This window comes from Pseudorhodoferax sp. Leaf265 (assembly GCF_001422365.1).
Classification (GTDB): domain Bacteria; phylum Pseudomonadota; class Gammaproteobacteria; order Burkholderiales; family Burkholderiaceae_C; genus Pseudorhodoferax.
This window is the reverse complement of record NZ_LMMT01000038.1, coordinates 14,327-32,451: the sequence shown is the minus strand read 5'-3', so window position 1 is coordinate 32,451 and position 18,125 is coordinate 14,327. Positions and strand designations below refer to the sequence as shown.

10 protein-coding genes are annotated in these 18,125 nt (G+C 71.4%); 9 read left to right on the top strand and 1 reads right to left on the bottom strand.

Annotated features, from left to right (window positions below; translation table 11 throughout):
- Positions 1 to 27 precede the first annotated feature (27 nt).
- Genes recC through ASF45_RS27210 form a run of 6 tightly spaced genes read left to right on the top strand, consistent with a single transcriptional unit; the run spans position 28 to position 12,026 of the window.
- Entirely contained in the window at positions 28 to 3,573 is a 3,546-nt protein-coding gene (gene recC, locus ASF45_RS27235; protein WP_056671061.1) for an exodeoxyribonuclease V subunit gamma, read from the top strand.
- Entirely contained in the window at positions 3,570 to 7,268 is a 3,699-nt protein-coding gene (gene recB, locus ASF45_RS27230; protein ID WP_056671058.1) for an exodeoxyribonuclease V subunit beta, read from the top strand. Before recC ends, recB begins: the two co-directional genes overlap by 4 nt.
- Positions 7,255 to 9,294, top strand: a complete 2,040-nt coding sequence (recD, locus tag ASF45_RS27225) for an exodeoxyribonuclease V subunit alpha (protein WP_056671056.1) — start codon at positions 7,255 to 7,257, stop codon at positions 9,292 to 9,294. Before recB ends, recD begins: the two co-directional genes overlap by 14 nt.
- Before the next feature lie 11 nt (positions 9,295 to 9,305).
- On the top strand, positions 9,306 to 9,725 hold the full coding sequence (locus tag ASF45_RS27220; protein WP_056671054.1) for a rhodanese-like domain-containing protein: 420 nt from the start codon (positions 9,306 to 9,308) through the stop codon (positions 9,723 to 9,725).
- Between the two features lie 19 nt (positions 9,726 to 9,744).
- Positions 9,745 to 11,601, top strand: a complete 1,857-nt coding sequence (recQ, locus tag ASF45_RS27215) for a DNA helicase RecQ (RefSeq protein ID WP_056671053.1) — start codon at positions 9,745 to 9,747, stop codon at positions 11,599 to 11,601.
- A 14-nt stretch (positions 11,602 to 11,615) separates the two neighbouring features.
- A complete protein-coding gene (locus tag ASF45_RS27210) occupies positions 11,616 to 12,026 on the top strand; it encodes a DUF1810 domain-containing protein (protein ID WP_056671050.1) in 411 nt (136 codons plus the stop codon).
- A gap of 12 nt (positions 12,027 to 12,038) precedes the next feature.
- Here ASF45_RS27210 and ASF45_RS27205 read toward each other — a convergent pair whose 3' ends face one another.
- Positions 12,039 to 14,351, bottom strand: a complete 2,313-nt coding sequence (locus tag ASF45_RS27205) for an ATP-binding protein (RefSeq protein ID WP_056671047.1) — start codon at positions 14,349 to 14,351, stop codon at positions 12,039 to 12,041.
- A 116-nt stretch (positions 14,352 to 14,467) separates the two neighbouring features.
- Here ASF45_RS27205 and ASF45_RS27200 point away from each other — a divergent pair, with 116 nt between their 5' ends.
- The 3 genes from ASF45_RS27200 to ASF45_RS27195 all read left to right on the top strand — a co-directional run bounded on the left by ASF45_RS27200 (position 14,468) and on the right by ASF45_RS27195 (position 18,122).
- Positions 14,468 to 15,673, top strand: coding sequence for a threonine ammonia-lyase (locus tag ASF45_RS27200; RefSeq protein ID WP_056671044.1), 1,206 nt, complete (start codon positions 14,468 to 14,470; stop codon positions 15,671 to 15,673).
- Between the two features lie 55 nt (positions 15,674 to 15,728).
- Complete coding sequence (locus ASF45_RS36165) at positions 15,729 to 15,884, top strand: hypothetical protein (RefSeq protein ID WP_170168323.1); 156 nt, start codon at positions 15,729 to 15,731, stop codon at positions 15,882 to 15,884.
- A gap of 354 nt (positions 15,885 to 16,238) precedes the next feature.
- Positions 16,239 to 18,122: a phosphoenolpyruvate carboxykinase (GTP) gene (locus ASF45_RS27195; protein WP_056671041.1), complete on the top strand. Its 1,884-nt coding sequence runs from the start codon at positions 16,239 to 16,241 to the stop codon at positions 18,120 to 18,122.
- The last annotated feature ends 3 nt before the right edge of the window (positions 18,123 to 18,125 follow it).

Sequence of the window (18,125 nt, the reverse complement as noted above, 5' to 3'; positions counted from 1 at the left end):
CGCAGCGCGCTAGCATCGCAGCCCTGCATGCCCAGCGCCTTTCCCTCCCCCCCCCTGCAACCCGGCCTCATGGTGCTGCACGGCAACCGGCCGGAAGACCTGCGCCAGCTGCTCGTGGCCTGGCTGCGGCGCCACCCGCTGGCGCCGCTGGAGAACGAGGTCGTGCTGGTGCAGAGCAACGGCATCGCGCAGTGGCTCAAGCTGGCGCTGGCCGCGCACCCCGACGACCCCGCGGGCGGCGGCCTGGGCATCACGGCCGCCACCCAGCTGCAGCTGCCCGCGCAGTTCCTGTGGCGCGCCTACCGCGCCGTGCTGGGCGCCGACGCCGTGCCCGAGCGCTCACCGCTGGACGAGGCGCCGCTGACCTGGCGGCTCATGCGTTTGCTGCCCGGTCTGCTGGGCCAGCCGGGCTTGGAGCCGCTGGCCCGCTTCCTGGCCGACGACGCCGACCTGCGCAAGCGCCACCAGCTGGCCCAACGCCTGGCCGACCTGTTCGACCAGTACCAGGTCTACCGCGCCGACTGGCTGGAAGACTGGGCGGCAGGGCGCGACGTGGTGCGCAACCTGCGCCGCGGCGAGCATGCCCTGCCCGCCGACCAGCGCTGGCAGGCCCTGCTCTGGCGCGCGCTGATCGCGGATGCCGGTGCCGCCGGCCAGGCTGGCAGCCGCGCCGGCGTGCACCAGCGCTTCATCGCCGCGCTGGCCAGCCATGAAGGACCGGCACCGGCCGGCCTGCCGCGCCGCGTCGTGGTGTTCGGCATCTCGGCGCTGCCCGCGCAGACGCTGCAGGCGCTGGCCGCGATCGCGGGCGTGGCCCAGGTCATGCTGTTCGTGCACAACCCCTGCCGCCACCACTGGACCGACATCGTGGCCGACCAGGACCTGCTGCGCGGCCCCTACCGCCGCCAGACGCGCCGCGCCGGCATGCCGGCCGTGCTCGACGAAGCCACGCTGCACCAGCACGCCCACCCATTGCTGGCGGCCTGGGGCAAGCAGGGGCGCGACTACCTGCACCTGATCGACAGCTTCGACACGCCCGACCAATACCGCGCGGCCTGGTCGGGCATCGGCAGTGGCCGCATCGACCTGTTCAGCGAAGACGCCGCGCCCGCCGGCCTGCTGCAGCAGCTGCAGGACGACATCCTGGACCTGCGCCCGCTGGCCGAGACGCGCGCGCGCTGGCCCGCGGTCGACACCGCACAGGACCGCTCGCTGCGCTTGCACAGCACGCACTCGGCCCAGCGCGAGATCGAGGTGCTGCACGACCAGCTGCTGGCCCGCTTCGACGCCGACCCCACGCTGCAGCCGCGGGACGTGATCGTGATGCTGCCCGACGTGGACGCCTACGCGCCGCACATCGAGGCTGTCTTCGGCCGGCTGCCGCGGGGCGACGCCCGCCACATTCCCTACACCGTGGCCGACCAGGGCCGGCGTGGCCAGGAGCCGCTGCTGGTGGCGCTGGAGCTGCTGCTGCAGCTGCCCGACAGCCGCTTCGCCGCCAGCGACGTGCTGGACCTGCTGGAGGTCGGCGCGCTGCGCGCGCGCTTCGGGCTCGATGACGAGGCCCTGCCCCAGCTCAAGCGCTGGATCGCGGGCGCGGGCGTGCGCTGGGGCCTGGACGCGGCCCAGCGCGCCCAGCAGGCGCTGGGCGCGGCCGGCGAGGTCAACAGCTGGCGCTTCGGCCTCTCGCGCATGCTGCTGGGCTTCGCGGTCGGCGAGGGCGGGGCCTTTGACGGCATCGCTCCTTACGACGAAATCGGCGGCCTCGACGCCGCCGCACTGGGCCCGCTGGCCGCGCTGCTGCGCGCGCTCGGTGAGACGCTCTCGACCGTGAACGACCCTGCCCCGCCACTGCAGTGGGCCGAGCGCCTGCGCGCGCTGCTGCAGGGCTTCTTCGCGCCCGTGGACGCGCGCGAGCAGCTGCGCGTGCAGCAGCTGCTGCAGGGCCTGGACCAGTGGCTGGACGAATGCGCGGACGCCGGTTTCGACCAAGCGCTGCCACTGGCCGTGGTGCGCGAACGCTGGCTGGCCGTGCTCGAGCAGCAGGGCCTGCAGCAGCGCTTCATGACGGGCGGCGTGAGCTTCTGCACGCTGATGCCCATGCGCGCGATCCCGTTCCGCGTGGTCTGCCTGCTGGGCATGAACGACGGCGACTTCCCGCGCCCCATGGTGCGCGCCGACTTCGACCTCATGCAGGGCGACTGGCGCCCCGGCGACCGCTCGCGCCGCGACGACGACCGCTACCTGCTGCTCGAGGCCCTGCTGTCGGCACGCGAGCAGCTCTACATCAGCTGGGTCGGCCGCAACGTGCGCGACCACAGCGCGCGCGCGCCCAGCGTGCTGATCGGCCAGCTGCGCGACCACCTCGCGGCCGGCTGGCAGACGGCCGACGGCGCCGACCTGCTCCAGGCCCTGACCACCGAGCACCCGCTGCAGCCCTTCAGCCCGCGCTACTTCGCGCCCGACGCACCGGCCGCCCCCGCCATCGACGGGCTCTACAGCTACGGCCGCGAATGGCAGGCCGCCCATGCCGAGGCCGCCACCGCGCGCGGCCCCGGCGCGCCACTGCCGGCCTGGCAGCCCGAGAACGCCCAACCGCTGCGCCCGCTGGCCGACTTCCTGGCCCAGCCCGTGGAGGCCTTCTTCCGCCAGCGGTTGCAGACGGGCCTGGCGCTGCACGCCGAGGACACGCAGGACGACGAGGCCTTCGGCCTGGACAGCCTGCAGCAATGGACGCTGGAGCGCGATCTGCGCGCCGCGCTGCAGCCCTGGTGCGACACCCAGCCGAGCCCCGCCGCCGCGCGCGCCGGCCTGGCCGACGCATTGGCCGAGCAGACCGCCGCACTCGCCCGCGCCGGCCGGCTGCCGCTGCAGGCCTTCGGCCCCATCGCCGAAAGTGCGCTGGCCCAGCCACTCCTGCGCACGCTGGGCCACTACCTGGACGCGCTGGACGGCTGGCCCATGTTGGAGGACCAGCGCCACGCGCTGCGCTGGACCGATCCGGCCACGGCCATCGCTTTCGACGATGCGCTGCCGCAGCGCCGCCTGCCTGCGGATGCCGAGCAGTTGCCCGCCTGCCTGGTGCTGGCCAACGGCCGGTTGCACAAGGGCCCCACACTGGCCTGGCACCACATCGTGCGGCACTGGCCCACGCACCTCGCGCTGCAGATCGCGGCCGGCCCCACGCTCACGCTGCTGGCCAGCGAATCCGGCCTGCTCCGCCTGCCCGCACTCGATGCCGAAGCCGCCAGGGCCACGCTGTCCGCGCTCGCGCAGGCGTGGGCCGCCGGCCTGGCCGAGCCGCTGCCCGTGGCCTGCAAGACCGCGTTCGCGGTGCTGGCCGGCGATCCGCGCGGCGCGCAGGTGCTCTACGACGGCGGCCAGCAGGTGAGCGGCGAAGGCCAGCGCCCGGCGCTCGCGCGCGTGTTCGCCGACTTCGCCGCGTTGCAGGGCGCGCAGACGGCCGACGGCCGCGGCCTGCGCGACTGGAGTGAGGACCTGTACGGGCCGCTGTGGCGCGCGCTGGGCGGGGCGCACCGAGGCCAGTCCGGCGCCGAGGAGGACGCGGCATGAGCGGCGTCCTTCCTCTCGATCCGCTGCATTTCCCGCTGCACGGCCAGCGCCTGATCGAGGCCAGCGCCGGCACCGGCAAGACCTACACCATCGCGCTGCTGTACCTGCGCCTGGTGCTGGGCCATGGCGCGGACGGGACGGCGTTCGCGCGCGCGCTGACGCCACCCGAGATCCTGGTCGTGACCTTCACCGAAGCCGCCACGCAGGAGCTGCGCGAGCGCATCCGCGCACGGCTGGACGAGGCCGCGCGCGTGTTCGCGGGCGAGGCCGAACCCGCGCCCGGCGACGTGCTGGACGCGCTGCGCGCCGACTTCCCGCCCGCGCAATGGCCGGCCTGTGCGCACCGCTTGCGCGTGGCCGCACAGTGGATGGACGAGGCCGCCGTGGCCACCATCCACGGCTGGGCCTGGCGCATGCTGCGCGAGCACGCCTTCGACAGCGGCAGCCTGTTCCGCCAGACCCTGCAGACCGATCTCGCCGCGCTGCAGCAGCGCGTGCTGCAGGACCACTGGCGCAGAAACTACTACCCGCTCGCGGCGCCGGCCGCGCAGATGCTGCTGCAGTGCTTCGCCAACCCCGAGGCGCTCTGGAGGGCCGTGGACCCGCTGCTGCGCCGCGAGGATGCGCTGCTGCAATTGCAGGGCAGCGCGCTGCCCGAGTCCGACGATGCCCTGGCCGCGCTGCACGCCGCGGGCGCAGCACGCCAGCGCGCCGATGCGCTGGAACAGACGGCGCGCGCCGCCTGGGCCGCCGCGCGCGAAGACCTCGAACGCCTGTGGCACACCGCCCGCCCCCACCTGAGCGGCACCAGCTACCGCAACAAGGACGACGAGGCCGTCTTCGCCGGCTGGCTGCAAGCCCTGGCCGACTGGAGCCAGGGCGCGCCCGCGCCCAGGAACATCGCGCTGTTCGGTTTGGCCGGCGCCCGGCTCAAGAAGAACCAGCAGCTGCCCGAGCATCCCGCGCTGCACGCCATCGACGCGTGGCTGGAGGCCAGCGAAGGCATCGCCATCGACGAACTGCGCGCCCGCCTCGCCGCGCAGGCCGCCCACGCGCTGCGCGCGGCCCTGGCCGCCGAGAAGCTGCGCCGGGCCGAGCTCGGCTTCGACGACCTGCTGCAGCAGCTGGACGGCGCGCTGCACGGCGACGGCGGCGCGGCGCTGGCCGCGCGCATCCGCGCGCAGTTCCCGCTCGCGCTGATCGACGAATTCCAGGACACCGACCCCGTGCAGTACCGCATCTTCCGGCGCATCTACGCCGTGGAGAGCGGCGAACGCGCCGACCGCGACAGGGGCCTGGTCATGATCGGCGACCCCAAGCAGGCCATCTACGGTTTTCGCGGTGCCGACATCCGCACCTACCTGCGTGCGCGCCGCGATGTCGGCGACGCCCTCTACGCGCTGGACACCAACTTCCGCTCCACCGCGGCCGTGGTGCGCGCCGTCAACCACGTGTTCCTGCACGCTGAGCAGCAGCCGCGCGCGGCCTTCCGCTTTGCGCAGGAAGGCGACAACCCGGTGCCCTTCGTGCCCGTGCAGGCCAAGGGCCGGCCCGAATGGCTGCAGATCGACGGCGCGCCGGCCGCCGCGCTGACGCTGTGGTCGCTGGAGCCGCCCGCGGACGCCGACAAGCCGCGCGTGGGCAGCGCCGAATACCGCCGGCGCATGGCCGAGACCAGCGCCAGCGCCGTCGTGCACTGGCTGCGCGGCGCCGATGCGGGCCGCACCGGCTTTGTCCACGGCGACCGGCTGCAGCCGCTGCGCCCGGCCGACATCGCCGTGCTGGTGCGCAGCGGCAGCGAGGCCGATGCCGTGCGCGCGGCGCTCGCGGCGCGCGGGCTGCGCAGCGTCTACCTGTCCGACCGCGCCTCGGTGTTCGCCACGCCCGAGGCGCAGGACCTGCTGCACTGGTTGCGCGCCTGCGCGGCACCGGCCGATGAAGCACTGCTGCGCAGCGCCCTGGCCACGCGCACCCTGGACATGCCGCTGGCCGAACTGGCCCGCCTGCGCGAGGACGAGCTGGCCTGGGAAGCGCTGGCGCTGCGCTTTCGCGCGCTGCGCGAGCTGTGGCAGCGCCACGGCGTGCTGCCCATGCTGCACCAGCTGCTGCACGACTTCGGCCTGCCCGCGCGCTGGCTCGCCGAGCCGGGCGGCGAACGCCGTCTCACCAACGTGCTGCACCTCGCGGAATGGCTGCAGCGCCGCGCCGTGGAACTCGACGGCGAGCATGCGTTGCTGCGCGCGCTGGCCGAGCGCCTGGCCAGCCCCGAGGGCGAGGAAGACATCCTGCGGCTGGAGAGCGATGCCGCGCTGATCAAGGTCGTCACCATCCACAAATCCAAGGGCCTGGAGTACCCGCTGGTGCTGCTGCCCTTCATCAGTGCCTGGCGCGAAACGCGCAGCGGCAAGCAGGAGACGCTGGGCTTTCACGACACCGCGGCCGACGCGCGCGTGCTCGAACTGGACGGCCAGTACTCCCAGGCCCGGGCCCTGGCCGAGGAAGAGCGGCTGGCCGAGGACCTGCGCCTGCTGTACGTGGCGCTCACGCGCGCGCGACACGGCCTGTGGCTGGGCCTGGCGCCGCTGGCCCCCGGCAATGCCGGCAAGCCCCAGCTGCACCGCAGCGCGCTGGGCCATGTGCTCTCGGGCGGCGCCCCCATCGACGACCTGGCCAGCTACCGCGCCCAGCTGCAGGCCCTGGCCGCGGGCTGCGCCGACATTGCGCTGGAAGCAGCGCCCACGCCCGACGACGCGACCTGGCAGGCCGCTGCGCCACCGCCCGTGGGGCCGGCGCGCCAGCCGCAGCGCCTGGGCCATGCGCCCTGGTGGATCGCGAGCTACTCGGCGCTGGTACAGCAGCTCGGCACCATGACGGCCGAGCCCGAGGACGCGCGCCAGGACCAGGCGCTGGAAGAGGCCGAGCCCGCCGACGAGCCGGAAAGCCCGCGCGCGCCGGCAGCCGGCAGCTGGCACGCCTTTCCGCGCGGCGCCGAGCCCGGCAGCTTCCTGCACGGCCTCTTGGAATGGTGCGCACTGCAGGGCTTCGCCAAGGTCGTGGCGCAGCCGCAGGCGCTGCGCGACCTCGTTGCGCGCCGCTGTGCCGTGCGCGGCTGGGAGGCCTGGATCGCTCCCCTGTGCGACTGGGTGTTGCGCTGGCTGCAGCTGCCGCTCGTGCTGCCCGGCCACGCGACGCCCGCGGCGCTGGACGGCCTGGCCCAGTACCAGACCGAACTGGAGTTCTGGTTTCCCATCCACCGGGCCGACACGCGCGCCATCGACGCGTTGGTCACGGCCCACACCTTCGACGCCGCGCCGCGCCCGGCCCTGGCCGGCACGCGGCTGGCCGGCATGCTCAAGGGCTTCATGGACCTGGTGTTCGAGCACGAGGGCCGCTACTGGGTGGCCGACTACAAGTCGAACTGGCTCGGCCCCGACGCGCGCGCCTACGACGCCGCCGCCATGCAGCAGGCCCTGCTGGCGCACCGCTACGACGTGCAATACCTGCTCTACGTGTTCGCGCTGCACCGGCTGCTGGCCGCGCGGCTACCCGACTACGACTACGACCGCCATGTGGGCGGCGCGCTGTACCTGTTCCTGCGCGGCGCCGAGGCCGACACGCAGGGCGTGTTCGCGACGAAGCCGCCGCGGGCCTTGATCGAGGCCCTGGACACCTTGTTCCGCCATGAACCAGCCTGATTTGTTCGACGCCCCGGCCCCGCCGCTGGACGACTGCGGCACGCTGCTGGCCGACCTCGGCGAATGGGTGGAGCACGGCTGGCTGCGCGAGCTGGACCGCAGCTTCGCGCTGTTCCTGCACGAACTCGACCCTGCCGCCGGCGCCCCGCTGCTGCTGGCAGCCGCGCTGGCCAGTCACCAGCTGGGCCGAGGCCATGTCTGCCTGGACCTGCAGGCCGCGCTGGCCGACAGCCCGGCCAGCCTCTCGCTGCCGCCGGCCCATGCGCCTGACGCACCGCTCGCGCGCACGCCCAGCCAGTGGCTGCAGGCGCTGCGGCTGGGCGACTGGTGCGCCGCGCTGCGCGCCAGCCGGCTCTGCGAGGCCGGCTCCGGCAACGCGCCGCTGGTGCTGCAGGGCCCGCGCCTGTACCTGCGCCGCTACTGGCAGCACGAGCGCGAGGTGCGTGCGCTGGTCAGCGCGCGGCTGGCGCCCGAGCCCGTGGCGCCGGCCGCGCAGATCCGCCCCGTGTTCGATGCGCTGTTCACCGCACCCGCCCCGGACTGGCAGAAGCTGGCCTGCGCGCTGGCCCTGCGCCAGCGCTTCGCCATCGTCACGGGCGGCCCCGGCACGGGCAAGACCACCACCGTCGTGCGCCTGCTCGCGCTGCTGCAGTCCATGGCGCTGCAGGGCGGCGGGGAGCCGCTGCGCATCCGCCTGGCCGCGCCCACGGGCAAGGCCGCAGCCCGGCTGGCCGAATCCATCCGCGGCGCGCTGGACCGCCTGCCCTGGGGCGCGCTACCACACGGCGAGGCGCTGCGTCCGCACGTGCCCAGCGCCGCCACCACCTTGCACCGGCTGCTGGGCAGCCAGCCCGAGAGCCGGCACTTCCGCCACCACGCGGGCAACCCGCTGGCGCTGGACGTGCTCGTGGTCGACGAGGCCTCCATGGTCGACCTGGAGATGATGGCCCGGCTGCTGCAGGCGCTGCCTTCCAGCGCCCGGCTGGTGCTGCTGGGCGACAAGGACCAGCTGGCCTCGGTCGAGGCCGGTGCCGTGCTCGGCGAGCTGTGCAGCCGCGCGCAGGAAGGCCATTACGACGCCGACACCGCGCAGTGGCTGCAGGAAGCAGCAGGCCAGCAGCCGCCGCCCGCGCTGCAGGACGCCGCCGGCCAGCCGCTGGACCAGGCCATCGCCATGCTGCGCGTGAGCCACCGCTTCACGGCCGACAGCGGCATCGGCCAGCTGGCCCAGGCCGTCAACGCCGGCGACGGCCGGGCCGCCCAGGCCCTGTGGCGCGCCGGGCTGGACGACCTGCGCAGCTGCCGTCTGGCCCAGCCGCCCGCCCTGCTCGCGCAGGATGCCAAGCTGCGCGCGCTGGTGCTGGCCGAGCGCGCCGCGCCCTTCGGCCATGCGCACTACCTGCGCCGCATGCACACCACGCGCCCGGCCGACAACGCCGGGCCCGCGGCCTGGGATGCCTGGGCCGGCGACCTGCTGCAGGCCCTGGGGCGCTTCCAGCTGCTTTGCGCACTGCGCGAAGGCCCCTGGGGCGTGACCGGCCTCAATGCGACGGTGGCCGAACTGCTGCGCGAAGCCGGCCTGTTGCAGGGCACGCAGGGCTGGTTCGCGGGCCGGCCCGTGCTCGTCACGCGCAACGACTACGGCCTGTCGCTCATGAACGGCGACGTGGGCCTCACGCTGGACCTGCCCGCGTCCGAGCCGGGCGCGCCGCCCGTGCGCCGCGTGGCCTTCCCGGCCGGCGACGGCAGCGGGGCCGTGCGCTGGGTGCTGCCGGCCCGGCTGCAGGCCGTGGAGACCGTGTTCGCGATGACGGTGCACAAGTCGCAGGGCTCGGAGTTCGAGCACGCCGCGCTGGTGCTGCCGGACCAGGGCAACCCGGTGCTCACGCGCGAGCTGGTCTACACCGGCATCACGCGCGCCAAGCGCTGGTTCACGCTGGTCGGTGGCGCGCGCGCCCAGGGCCCGGTGCTGGCGGAGGCGATCGGACGGCGCGTGCTGCGCGCCAGCGGCCTGATGGCCGGGTGACAATCGCCCCCATGCAAGAACTCTTTCCCAAGCAGGCCTGGGACCTGCTGCTGGAACGCACGCAGGATGCCGCCGAAGGCGCTGGCGACCCGCCGCTGTTCGTGGACGTGCGCATGGAGATCGAGTTCCTTTACGTCGGCCACCCGCCCGGCGCGCAGAACATCCCCTGGTACGAGTACCCGGCCATGGCACCGGACCCGGCCGCCTTCGTCGCCGCCGTCGAACGTGCCGCCGGCAGCCGGCACCGCACGGTGGTGCTGATCTGCCGCAGCGGCAAGCGGTCTCTCGACGCGGGCCAGGTGCTGGACGCGGCCGGCTTCTCCGACGTGGTCGCCGTTCTGCACGGCTTCGAGGGCGACCTCGACAACAACCTGCAGCGCTCGCGCACCAATGGCTGGCGCTTCGATGGACTGCCCTGGGAGCAGATGTAGACAGGTGTGGTGCGAAGCGATGAGTGAAGTGACCCGTTCCATCCTGCGCGAGACCTTCGGCTACGCGCAGTTCCGCGGCCAGCAGCAGGCCATCGTCGACCACGTGGCCGAGGGCGGCGACGCGCTGGTGCTGATGCCCACCGGCGGCGGCAAGTCCCTGTGCTACCAGATCCCGGCGATCGCGCGGCAGAACGCCGGCCAGGGTGTGACCGTGGTGGTCTCGCCGCTGATCGCGCTCATGCACGACCAGGTCGGCGCGCTGCTGGAGGCCGGGGTCGACGCGGCCTACCTCAACTCCACACTGGACTGGGCAGCCACCCAGGACCTGGAGCGCCGGCTGGCCCGCGCCGAGGTGACGCTGGTGTACGCGGCGCCCGAGCGCGTGGTGACGCCGCGCTTCCTCGAACTGCTGGACGGTCTGGCCGCGCGCGGCAAGCTCGCGCTGTTCGCGATCGACGAGGCGCATTGCGTGAGCCAGTGGGGCCACGACTTCCGGCCCGAGTACCGCCAGCTCACACTGCTGCACGAACGCTACCCCGGCGTGCCGCGCATCGCACTGACGGCCACGGCCGACGCGCTGACGCGGGCCGACATCGTCGAGCGGCTGCAGCTGGAGGAGGCGTGTCAGTTCGTCAGCAGCTTCGACCGGCCCAACATCCGCTACGCGATCGCCGAGAAGAAGGAGCCGATGGCGCAGCTGCTGCGCTTCATCGAGGGCGAGCACGCGGGCGAGGCCGGCGTCGTGTACTGCCAGTCGCGCAAGCGCGTGGAGGAGGTCGCGGCCTCGCTACAGGGCGCGGGCGTCAACGCCCTGCCTTACCACGCCGGCCTGGACGTGGCCGTGCGTCAGAAGCACCAGGACCGTTTCCTGCGCGAGGACGGCATCGTGGTGGTGGCCACCATCGCCTTCGGCATGGGCATCGACAAGCCCGACGTGCGCTTCGTCGCCCACCTGGACATGCCCAAGAACATCGAAGGCTACTACCAGGAGACCGGCCGCGCCGGCCGCGACGGTGAGGCCGCCGACGCCTGGATGGCCTATGGCCTGCAGGATGTGGTGAACCAGCGCCGCATGATCGACGAGAGCCCGGCCGACGAAGAGTTCAAGCAGGTCATGCGCGGCAAGCTCGACGCGCTGCTGGCGCTGGCCGAGGCCACCGACTGCCGGCGCGTGCGGCTGCTGCGCTACTTCGGCGAGGCCAGCAGCGCCTGCGGCAACTGCGACAACTGCCTGTCGCCGCCAGAAGTCTGGGACGCCACCGACGCCGCGCGCAAGCTGCTGTCCACGGTCTACCGCGTGCAGCAGCAAAGCGGCATCGGTTTTGGCGCGGGCCACATCATGGACATCCTGCGCGGCAAGGTGACGGAGAAGGTCAAGCAGTTCCAGCACGAGAAGGTGAGCACCTTCGGCATCGGTGCCGAGCTGTCGGAAGCGCAGCTGCGCAGCGTGCTGCGCCAGCTGGTGGCCACCGGCGCCATCGCCGTCAACGCCGAGCGCTTCAACACGCTGCAGCTGACCGACGGCTCACGCGCCGTGCTCAAGGGCGAGGTGCCGGTGCGGCTGCGCGAATCGGCGTCGGCACCGGCGGGCCGCAAGCCGCGCACCTCCAAACCGCGCAGCGAGCGCGTGGCACCGGCCGCCGCACCGCTGGATGCGCCGGGCCAGGCACTGTTCGCCGCGCTCAAGAGTTGGCGCGCCGAAGTGGCCAAGACCCACAACCTGCCGGCCTATGTGATCTTCCACGACGCCACGCTGGCGGCGATTGCGCAGCGCGCGCCGCACACGCTGGACGACCTGCAGGGCATCAGCGGCATGGGCGCGACCAAGCTGGAGAAGTACGGCGAGGACGTGCTGCGCGTGTGCCAGCAGGGCTGACGCCCCATCCGGACATGCAGCAGTTCGCCCACTTCGTCGCTGCCCAGGACCCGGTGTGGCCGCAGGTCTGCGCCGAGTTGCAGGCCGGGCACAAGACCAGCCATTGGATGTGGTTTGTCTTTCCGCAGCATGTGGCGCTCGGCAGGAGCAGCATGGCGCGGCGTTTCGGCCTGGCCTCGCTGGCGGAGGCGCAGGCCTATGCCGAGCATCCCGTGCTGGGGCCGCGGCTGCTGGAGGCCACCGGCCTCGTGCTGGCAGTGCAGGGCCGCAGCGCGCACGCCATCTTCGGCTCGCCCGACGACCTCAAGCTGCGTTCGTGCATGACGCTGTTCCAGGCGGCGGTGCCGCAGCAGCCGGTGTTCGGCGAGTTACTGGCGCGCTACTACGGCGGCCAGCCCGACGCGCAGACCCTGGCGCTACTCTGAAGGGCCACGCGGCTACTGCACGAAGCCGATGCCGCGCGCCTCGCGCACCTCGGGCTTGATGCGGTGCTCGGCTTCGAGCTGCTCGAGGAACTCGGCCGGCGTCATCTCGGTGGCCAGGATGTCCACCTGGCGTCGCACGGCGGCAAAGTCGCCCGGGCACAGGTGCTCCAGCCGCTGCAGGCGCACACGCATGCCTTCGTCGAGACGACCTGCGTCGCCGCCCAGCGCCTCGACCACGAACATGCGCTCGCGCTGCGCCGGTAGCAAGGGCTTGAAGCGGATCTTGAAGGTGAAACGCCGCAGCGCCGCCTGGTCGATGCGGTCCATCAGGTTGGTGGTGCAGACGAACACGCCGCGGTGCCGCTCCATGCCCTGCAGCATCTCGTTGACCTCGGTGACCTCGTAGGTGCGCTGCGCGCCGCGCCGGTCCTGCAGGAAGCTGTCGGCCTCGTCGAGCAGCAGCACGGCCTTCTCGGCCTCCGCCTCGCGGAACATGGCGGCCATCTGCTGCTCGGTCTCGCCGACGAACTTGCTCATCAGGTCGCTCGCGCGCTTGACGATCAAGGGCTTGTCGAGCGCGCGCGCGATGTGCTCGGCCAGCGCGGTCTTGCCGGTGCCGGGCGCGCCGTAGAAGCACAGGCTGCCATGGCCGCGCGCCTGCAGCGCCTGCACGATGCGGCCGATCTCGAAGCGGCTCTCGACGTTGAGCATCTCCAGGTCGTAGGTGGTGGCCGCGGGAATGCCGGCACGCTCCTCGCTGTGACGCCCCAGGGCCTTGTCGGCGTTGCGCAGCTGGCGCTCGATGAGTTCCTCCGTGCCGGCCGCGTCGGCGCAGGCCAGGCCTGCGAAGCGCACCGCGGTGCGGATCTGCGCGGGCGTGAGGCCCTTGCGTTCGGTCAGCTTGGCGACGAAGGCATCGGACACGGCCACGCCTTGAAGCGTTTTGCGCACCAGGCCCTCGCGCGCACCGGGCGGCGGCGACTTGAGCTCCAGGTGGTAGGCGAAGCGGCGGCGGAAGGCTGGGTCGATCTGCTCGATGCGGTTGGTGACCCACAGCGTGGGCACGGTGTTGCTCTCCAGAATCTGGTTGACCCAGGCCTTGCCGCTGACCGAGCCGCTAGGCGGTGCCGCGATCTGCTCGGCACGCGCCATGAGCTGCGCAGCCTCGGTGCTGATGGGCGGAAACACGTCCTCCACCTCGTCGAACAGCAGCGCGGCCTGCACGCTTCCCTTCAAGAACACCTGGGCGATCTGCAGCGAGCGGTAGCGGTCGCGGCCCGAGAGCGAGTTGCCGTCGCGGTCGGCGTACTCGACCTCGAACAGGTCGAGGTTGGCGGCCTGCGCGACCACGCGCGCCAGTTCGGTCTTGCCGGTGCCGGGCGGGCCGTACAGCAGGATGTTGACGCCGGGCTCCTTGCGCGCGACCGCGTTGCGCAGCAGCGCGACCAACACCTCGGCGTCGTCGGCCACGAAGCCGAAGTCGCCCATGGCCAGCGCGCTCTTGGTGGCCGGCCGCGTGAACACGGCCATGAGCTCGCTCTGGTCACGGTACTCGCGCATGAGCACGGGCGGCAGCTTCTCGCTGACCTTCATGAGGTCGGCCAGGTCGGTGATGTTGTGCTCGGAAATCAAGTTCTCCACCAGGCCGATGCGCTCGAGCCGCGAGCCCGCGCGCAGCGCCTCGCCGACCTCGGTGGCGCTCACGCCGGCGACTTCGGCGATCGCGGCATAGGCCTCCGGTGCGTTGTTGACCTTGACCTCCACGAGGATGGTGCGCAGGTCGCGCTGGTAGCGCGCCAGCGTACCGTACAGCAGCAGCGCGCGCTCGGCGCGGTTGAGCTGCAGCAGACCCGACAGCGCATCGATGTTCTTCTCGACCAGCGTAGACTGCTTCTTGAGCGCGCGCGTCAGCCAGTCGCAGGTGACCTTGAGCGCGGCCAGCAGGTCCTTGGGCTGGTCCTTGGCGTATTCGTCCAGGTAGAAGAACAGCGTGCCTTCCTCGTAGGGGCCGCGCCAGATCGCATGGCGCTCCATGAACTCGGCCGTGGACAGCGCGGTGTGGCCGCGCCAGAACTCGTTGTCCTTGCAGCGGCGGGCCAGGAACTCGCGCAGGCGCAACAACACGGGCTGCGGCCACACCAGGTGGCGGCCGGCCATGGCCAGCAGGCTGTTCAGGTCGCGCCGCACGTTGAACTTGGGGCCTTGCCGCGCGACCAGCGTCAGCACGAAGTGCGAACACATCAGGTCCAGGACCGGCGCAGCCTCCAGCCCGGGCGAGGCAATCACCTGGGCGGTCACCGGATCACGGGCCGAACGCTTCACCATGGACGGGTCTCCAGTCGAGCAAAGGAGTGAGCCACGATAACGCAGGGTCCAGGGCTTTGGAAGACAGGGCCGCAAAAACGCAGACGACACCCGGCCTTGCCCCCCACAATGCGGCCATGCTGACCCTCGACGACATCCGCCAGGCCGCGGCCCGGCTGCAAGGCCAGGTGCTGGAGACACCCTGCGTGGAATCGCGCACCCTGTCGGACATCACGGGCGCCCAGGTCTTCCTGAAGTTCGAGAACCTGCAGTTCACGGCCTCGTTCAAGGAGCGCGGCGCTTGCAACAAGCTCGTGCGGCTGGTGCAGGCCGGCGGCGCTGAGCACGGCGTGATCGCCATGAGCGCCGGCAACCACGCCCAGGGCGTGGCCTACCATGCGCAGCGCCTGGGGCTGCGCGCGGTGATCGTGATGCCGCGCTTCACGCCGGCCGTGAAGGTGGAGCGCACGCGCGGCTTCGGCGCCGAGATCGTGCTGCACGGCGATTCGCTGGACGCGGCGCGCGCACATGCACAGGAATTGGCCAAGGCCCAGGGCCTGGCCTTCGTGCACCCCTATGACGACGAGGACATCGTCACCGGCCAGGGCACGGTGGGTCTGGAGATGCTGGCACAGGTGCCGGCATTGGAAACGCTGGTGGTCTCGGTCGGTGGCGGCGGGCTGATCGCCGGCATCGCCACGGCGGCGCGCGCGCTGAAGCCGGGCATCGAGATCGTCGGCGTGCAGACCGCGCGCTTTCCGGCCATGGTCAACGCTGTGCAGGGCACGGCGCATGTCCAAGGCAACAGCACCATCGCCGAGGGCATTGCGGTGGGCTCACCGGGGCAGATCACGCAAGCCATCGTGCGCGAGAGCGTGGACGCGCTGATGCTGGTGCAGGAAGGCGACATCGAGCAGGCCATCCTGATGCTGCTGGAAATCGAGAAGACCGTGGTCGAGGGCGCGGGCGCGGCCGGCCTCGCGGCGCTGCTGCGCGAGCCGGAGCGCTTTCGTGGCAAGAAGGTGGGCCTGGTGCTGTCGGGCGGCAACATCAATCCCATGCTGCTGGCGGCCATCATCGAGCGCGGCATGGTGCGCTCGGGCCGGCTCGGCCGGCTGCGCGTGAGCGCGGCCGACCACCCGGGCTCGCTGGCGCGCATCGCCACCGTGGTGGCCGACAGCGGCGCCAACATCGACCAGGTGGAGCACCAGCGCGCGTTCACGGCGCTGTCGGCGCAGAACGTGGACATCGAACTCGTGGTGCAGACGCGTGGGCGCAGCCATCTGGACGAGCTTGTGCAGGCACTGGGCCAGGCCGGCTTCGAGACCAAGGAACTGCGCTGAGGCCCATCGCTACAATCCCGCGTTTTAGAGCGAAGGTATAGAGAGGAATAGAGACATGTCCGACTCCCACGCCAGCCCCAACCCGCACGAGGTCGCCGCCCATGAGGTGGACCCGGTCGAGGCCGTGGTGCCCATGATTCCCATCGTGCTGCCCATCGTCGGCGGCGTGATGATGTTCCTGCTCGCCTTCATCGCTGTCTCCATGGCCTGAGCCGACAGGCTCAGGCGGGCCGTGCAACGCGGCCCGTTGTTTCCCCTTTGGCGTCGGCACGCCCGACGCCATCTCCCGTTTCCCCTGCTTCTCGCCTCGCGTACGGCACTTGTTGCGTCCGCACGACGACAACTTTGTCACAGCCGTCATCACGAGGACATAACCCTATGCTTGTTTTGCATGGGTTTTGTCTCCAACGTGGCTCCGCGTGCAAGCCCCATCCCTAGAATTGGCCTCCCGACCGGCGCCGGACTCTTGCGCCGGGCTGCACCTGTCGTCTTCCACCAGGTCCAAGGCCCGCTTGCATTGCGAGCGACTTTGTGAAAGACGATTTTTCAACTTAGGAGCTAGCCCATGAACGCACCCACGATGCAAGGACTGAACATCAATCCTCCGGCACACGTGAAGAACGCCAAGCTGATCGCCTGGATCTCGGACATCGCCGCACTGACGCAGCCGTCCGACATCTACTGGTGCGACGGCAGCGACGCCGAATACCAGCGCCTGTGCCAGCAACTGGTCGACGCCGGCACTTTCCAGAAGCTGAACCCGGCCAAGCGCCCGAACTCCTTCCTGGCGCTGTCCGACCCGTCCGACGTCGCCCGCGTGGAAGACCGCACCTTCATCTGCTCGGCCAAGAAGGAAGACGCCGGCCCGACCAACAACTGGACCGCACCGGCCGAAATGCGCCAGTTGCTGCAGACCGGCGAGAACGCGCTGTTCAAGGGCGCCATGAAGGGCCGCACGATGTACGTGGTGCCGTTCAGCATGGGTCCGCTGGGCTCGCCGATCGCCCACATCGGCATCGAGCTGTCCGACAGCCCCTATGTCGCCGTGAACATGAAGACCATGACGCGCATGGGCAAGGCCGTGTACGACGTGCTGGGCGTGGACGGCGACTTCGTGCCCTGCGTGCACACGGTGGGCGCGCCGCTCGAAGCCGGCCAGGCCGACGTGAAGTGGCCCTGCAACAAGACCAAGTACATCGTGCACTACCCGGAAACGCGCGAGATCTGGTCCTACGGCTCGGGCTACGGCGGCAACGCGCTGCTGGGCAAGAAGTGCTTCGCGCTGCGCATCGCCTCGACCATGGGTCGCGACCAGGGCTGGCTGGCCGAGCACATGCTGATCCTGGGCGTGACCAAGCCCGACGGCAAGAAGTACCACGTGGCGGCCGCCTTCCCGAGCGCCTGCGGCAAGACCAACTTCTCCATGCTGGTGCCGCCCGCCGGTTTCGAGGGCTGGAAGGTCACGACCATCGGTGACGACATCGCCTGGATCAAACCGCAGGCCGACGGCTCGCTGCGCGCGATCAACCCCGAGGCCGGCTACTTCGGCGTGGCACCGGGCACGAACTACAAGACCAACCCCAACTGCATGCGCAGCCTGGACAAGAACGTGATCTTCACGAACGTGGCGCTCACGGACGACGGCGACGTCTGGTGGGAAGGCATGGAAGACGACGTGGCCGGCAAGGCACTGCCCGCACACCTGATCGACTGGCAGGGCAAGGACTGGACACCGCAGATCGCCAAGGAAACCGGCGCCAAGGCCGCCCACCCGAACGCACGTTTCACGGTGGCCGCCCTCAACAACCCGGCGCTGGACGAAGCCTGGGACGATCCCAAGGGCGTGAAGATCGACGCCTTCATCTTTGGTGGCCGCCGCTCGACCACGGTGCCACTCGTGACCGAGGCGCGCAACTGGAAGGAAGGCGTCTACATGGCCGCCACCATGGGTTCGGAAACCACCGCTGCGGCCGCCGGCCAGCAGGGCGTGGTGCGCCGCGACCCGTTCGCGATGCTGCCCTTCATGGGCTACAACATGAGCGACTACTTCCAGCACTGGCTGAACCTGGGTGCCAAGCTGGAGCAGGCGGGCGCCACGCTGCCGCGCATCTACACCACCAACTGGTTCCGCAAAGGTGCCGACGGCAAGTTCGTCTGGCCCGGCTACGGCGAGAACATGCGTGTGCTGAAGTGGATGATCGACCGCCTGGAGGGCCACGCTGAAGGCGGCCAGGAGCACGTGTTCGGCGTGAGCCCGGCCTACGAGCAGCTGAACTGGACCGGCCTCAACTTCAGCGCCGAGCAGTTCAAGACCGTGACCAGCATCGACCAGGCCGCCTGGCAGGCCGAACTGAAGCTGCACGACGACCTGTTCACGCAACTGGCCTACCACCTGCCCAAGGAAATGGGCGAGATCAAGCAACAGATCGAGACGCGCCTGGCCGCTTGAGCC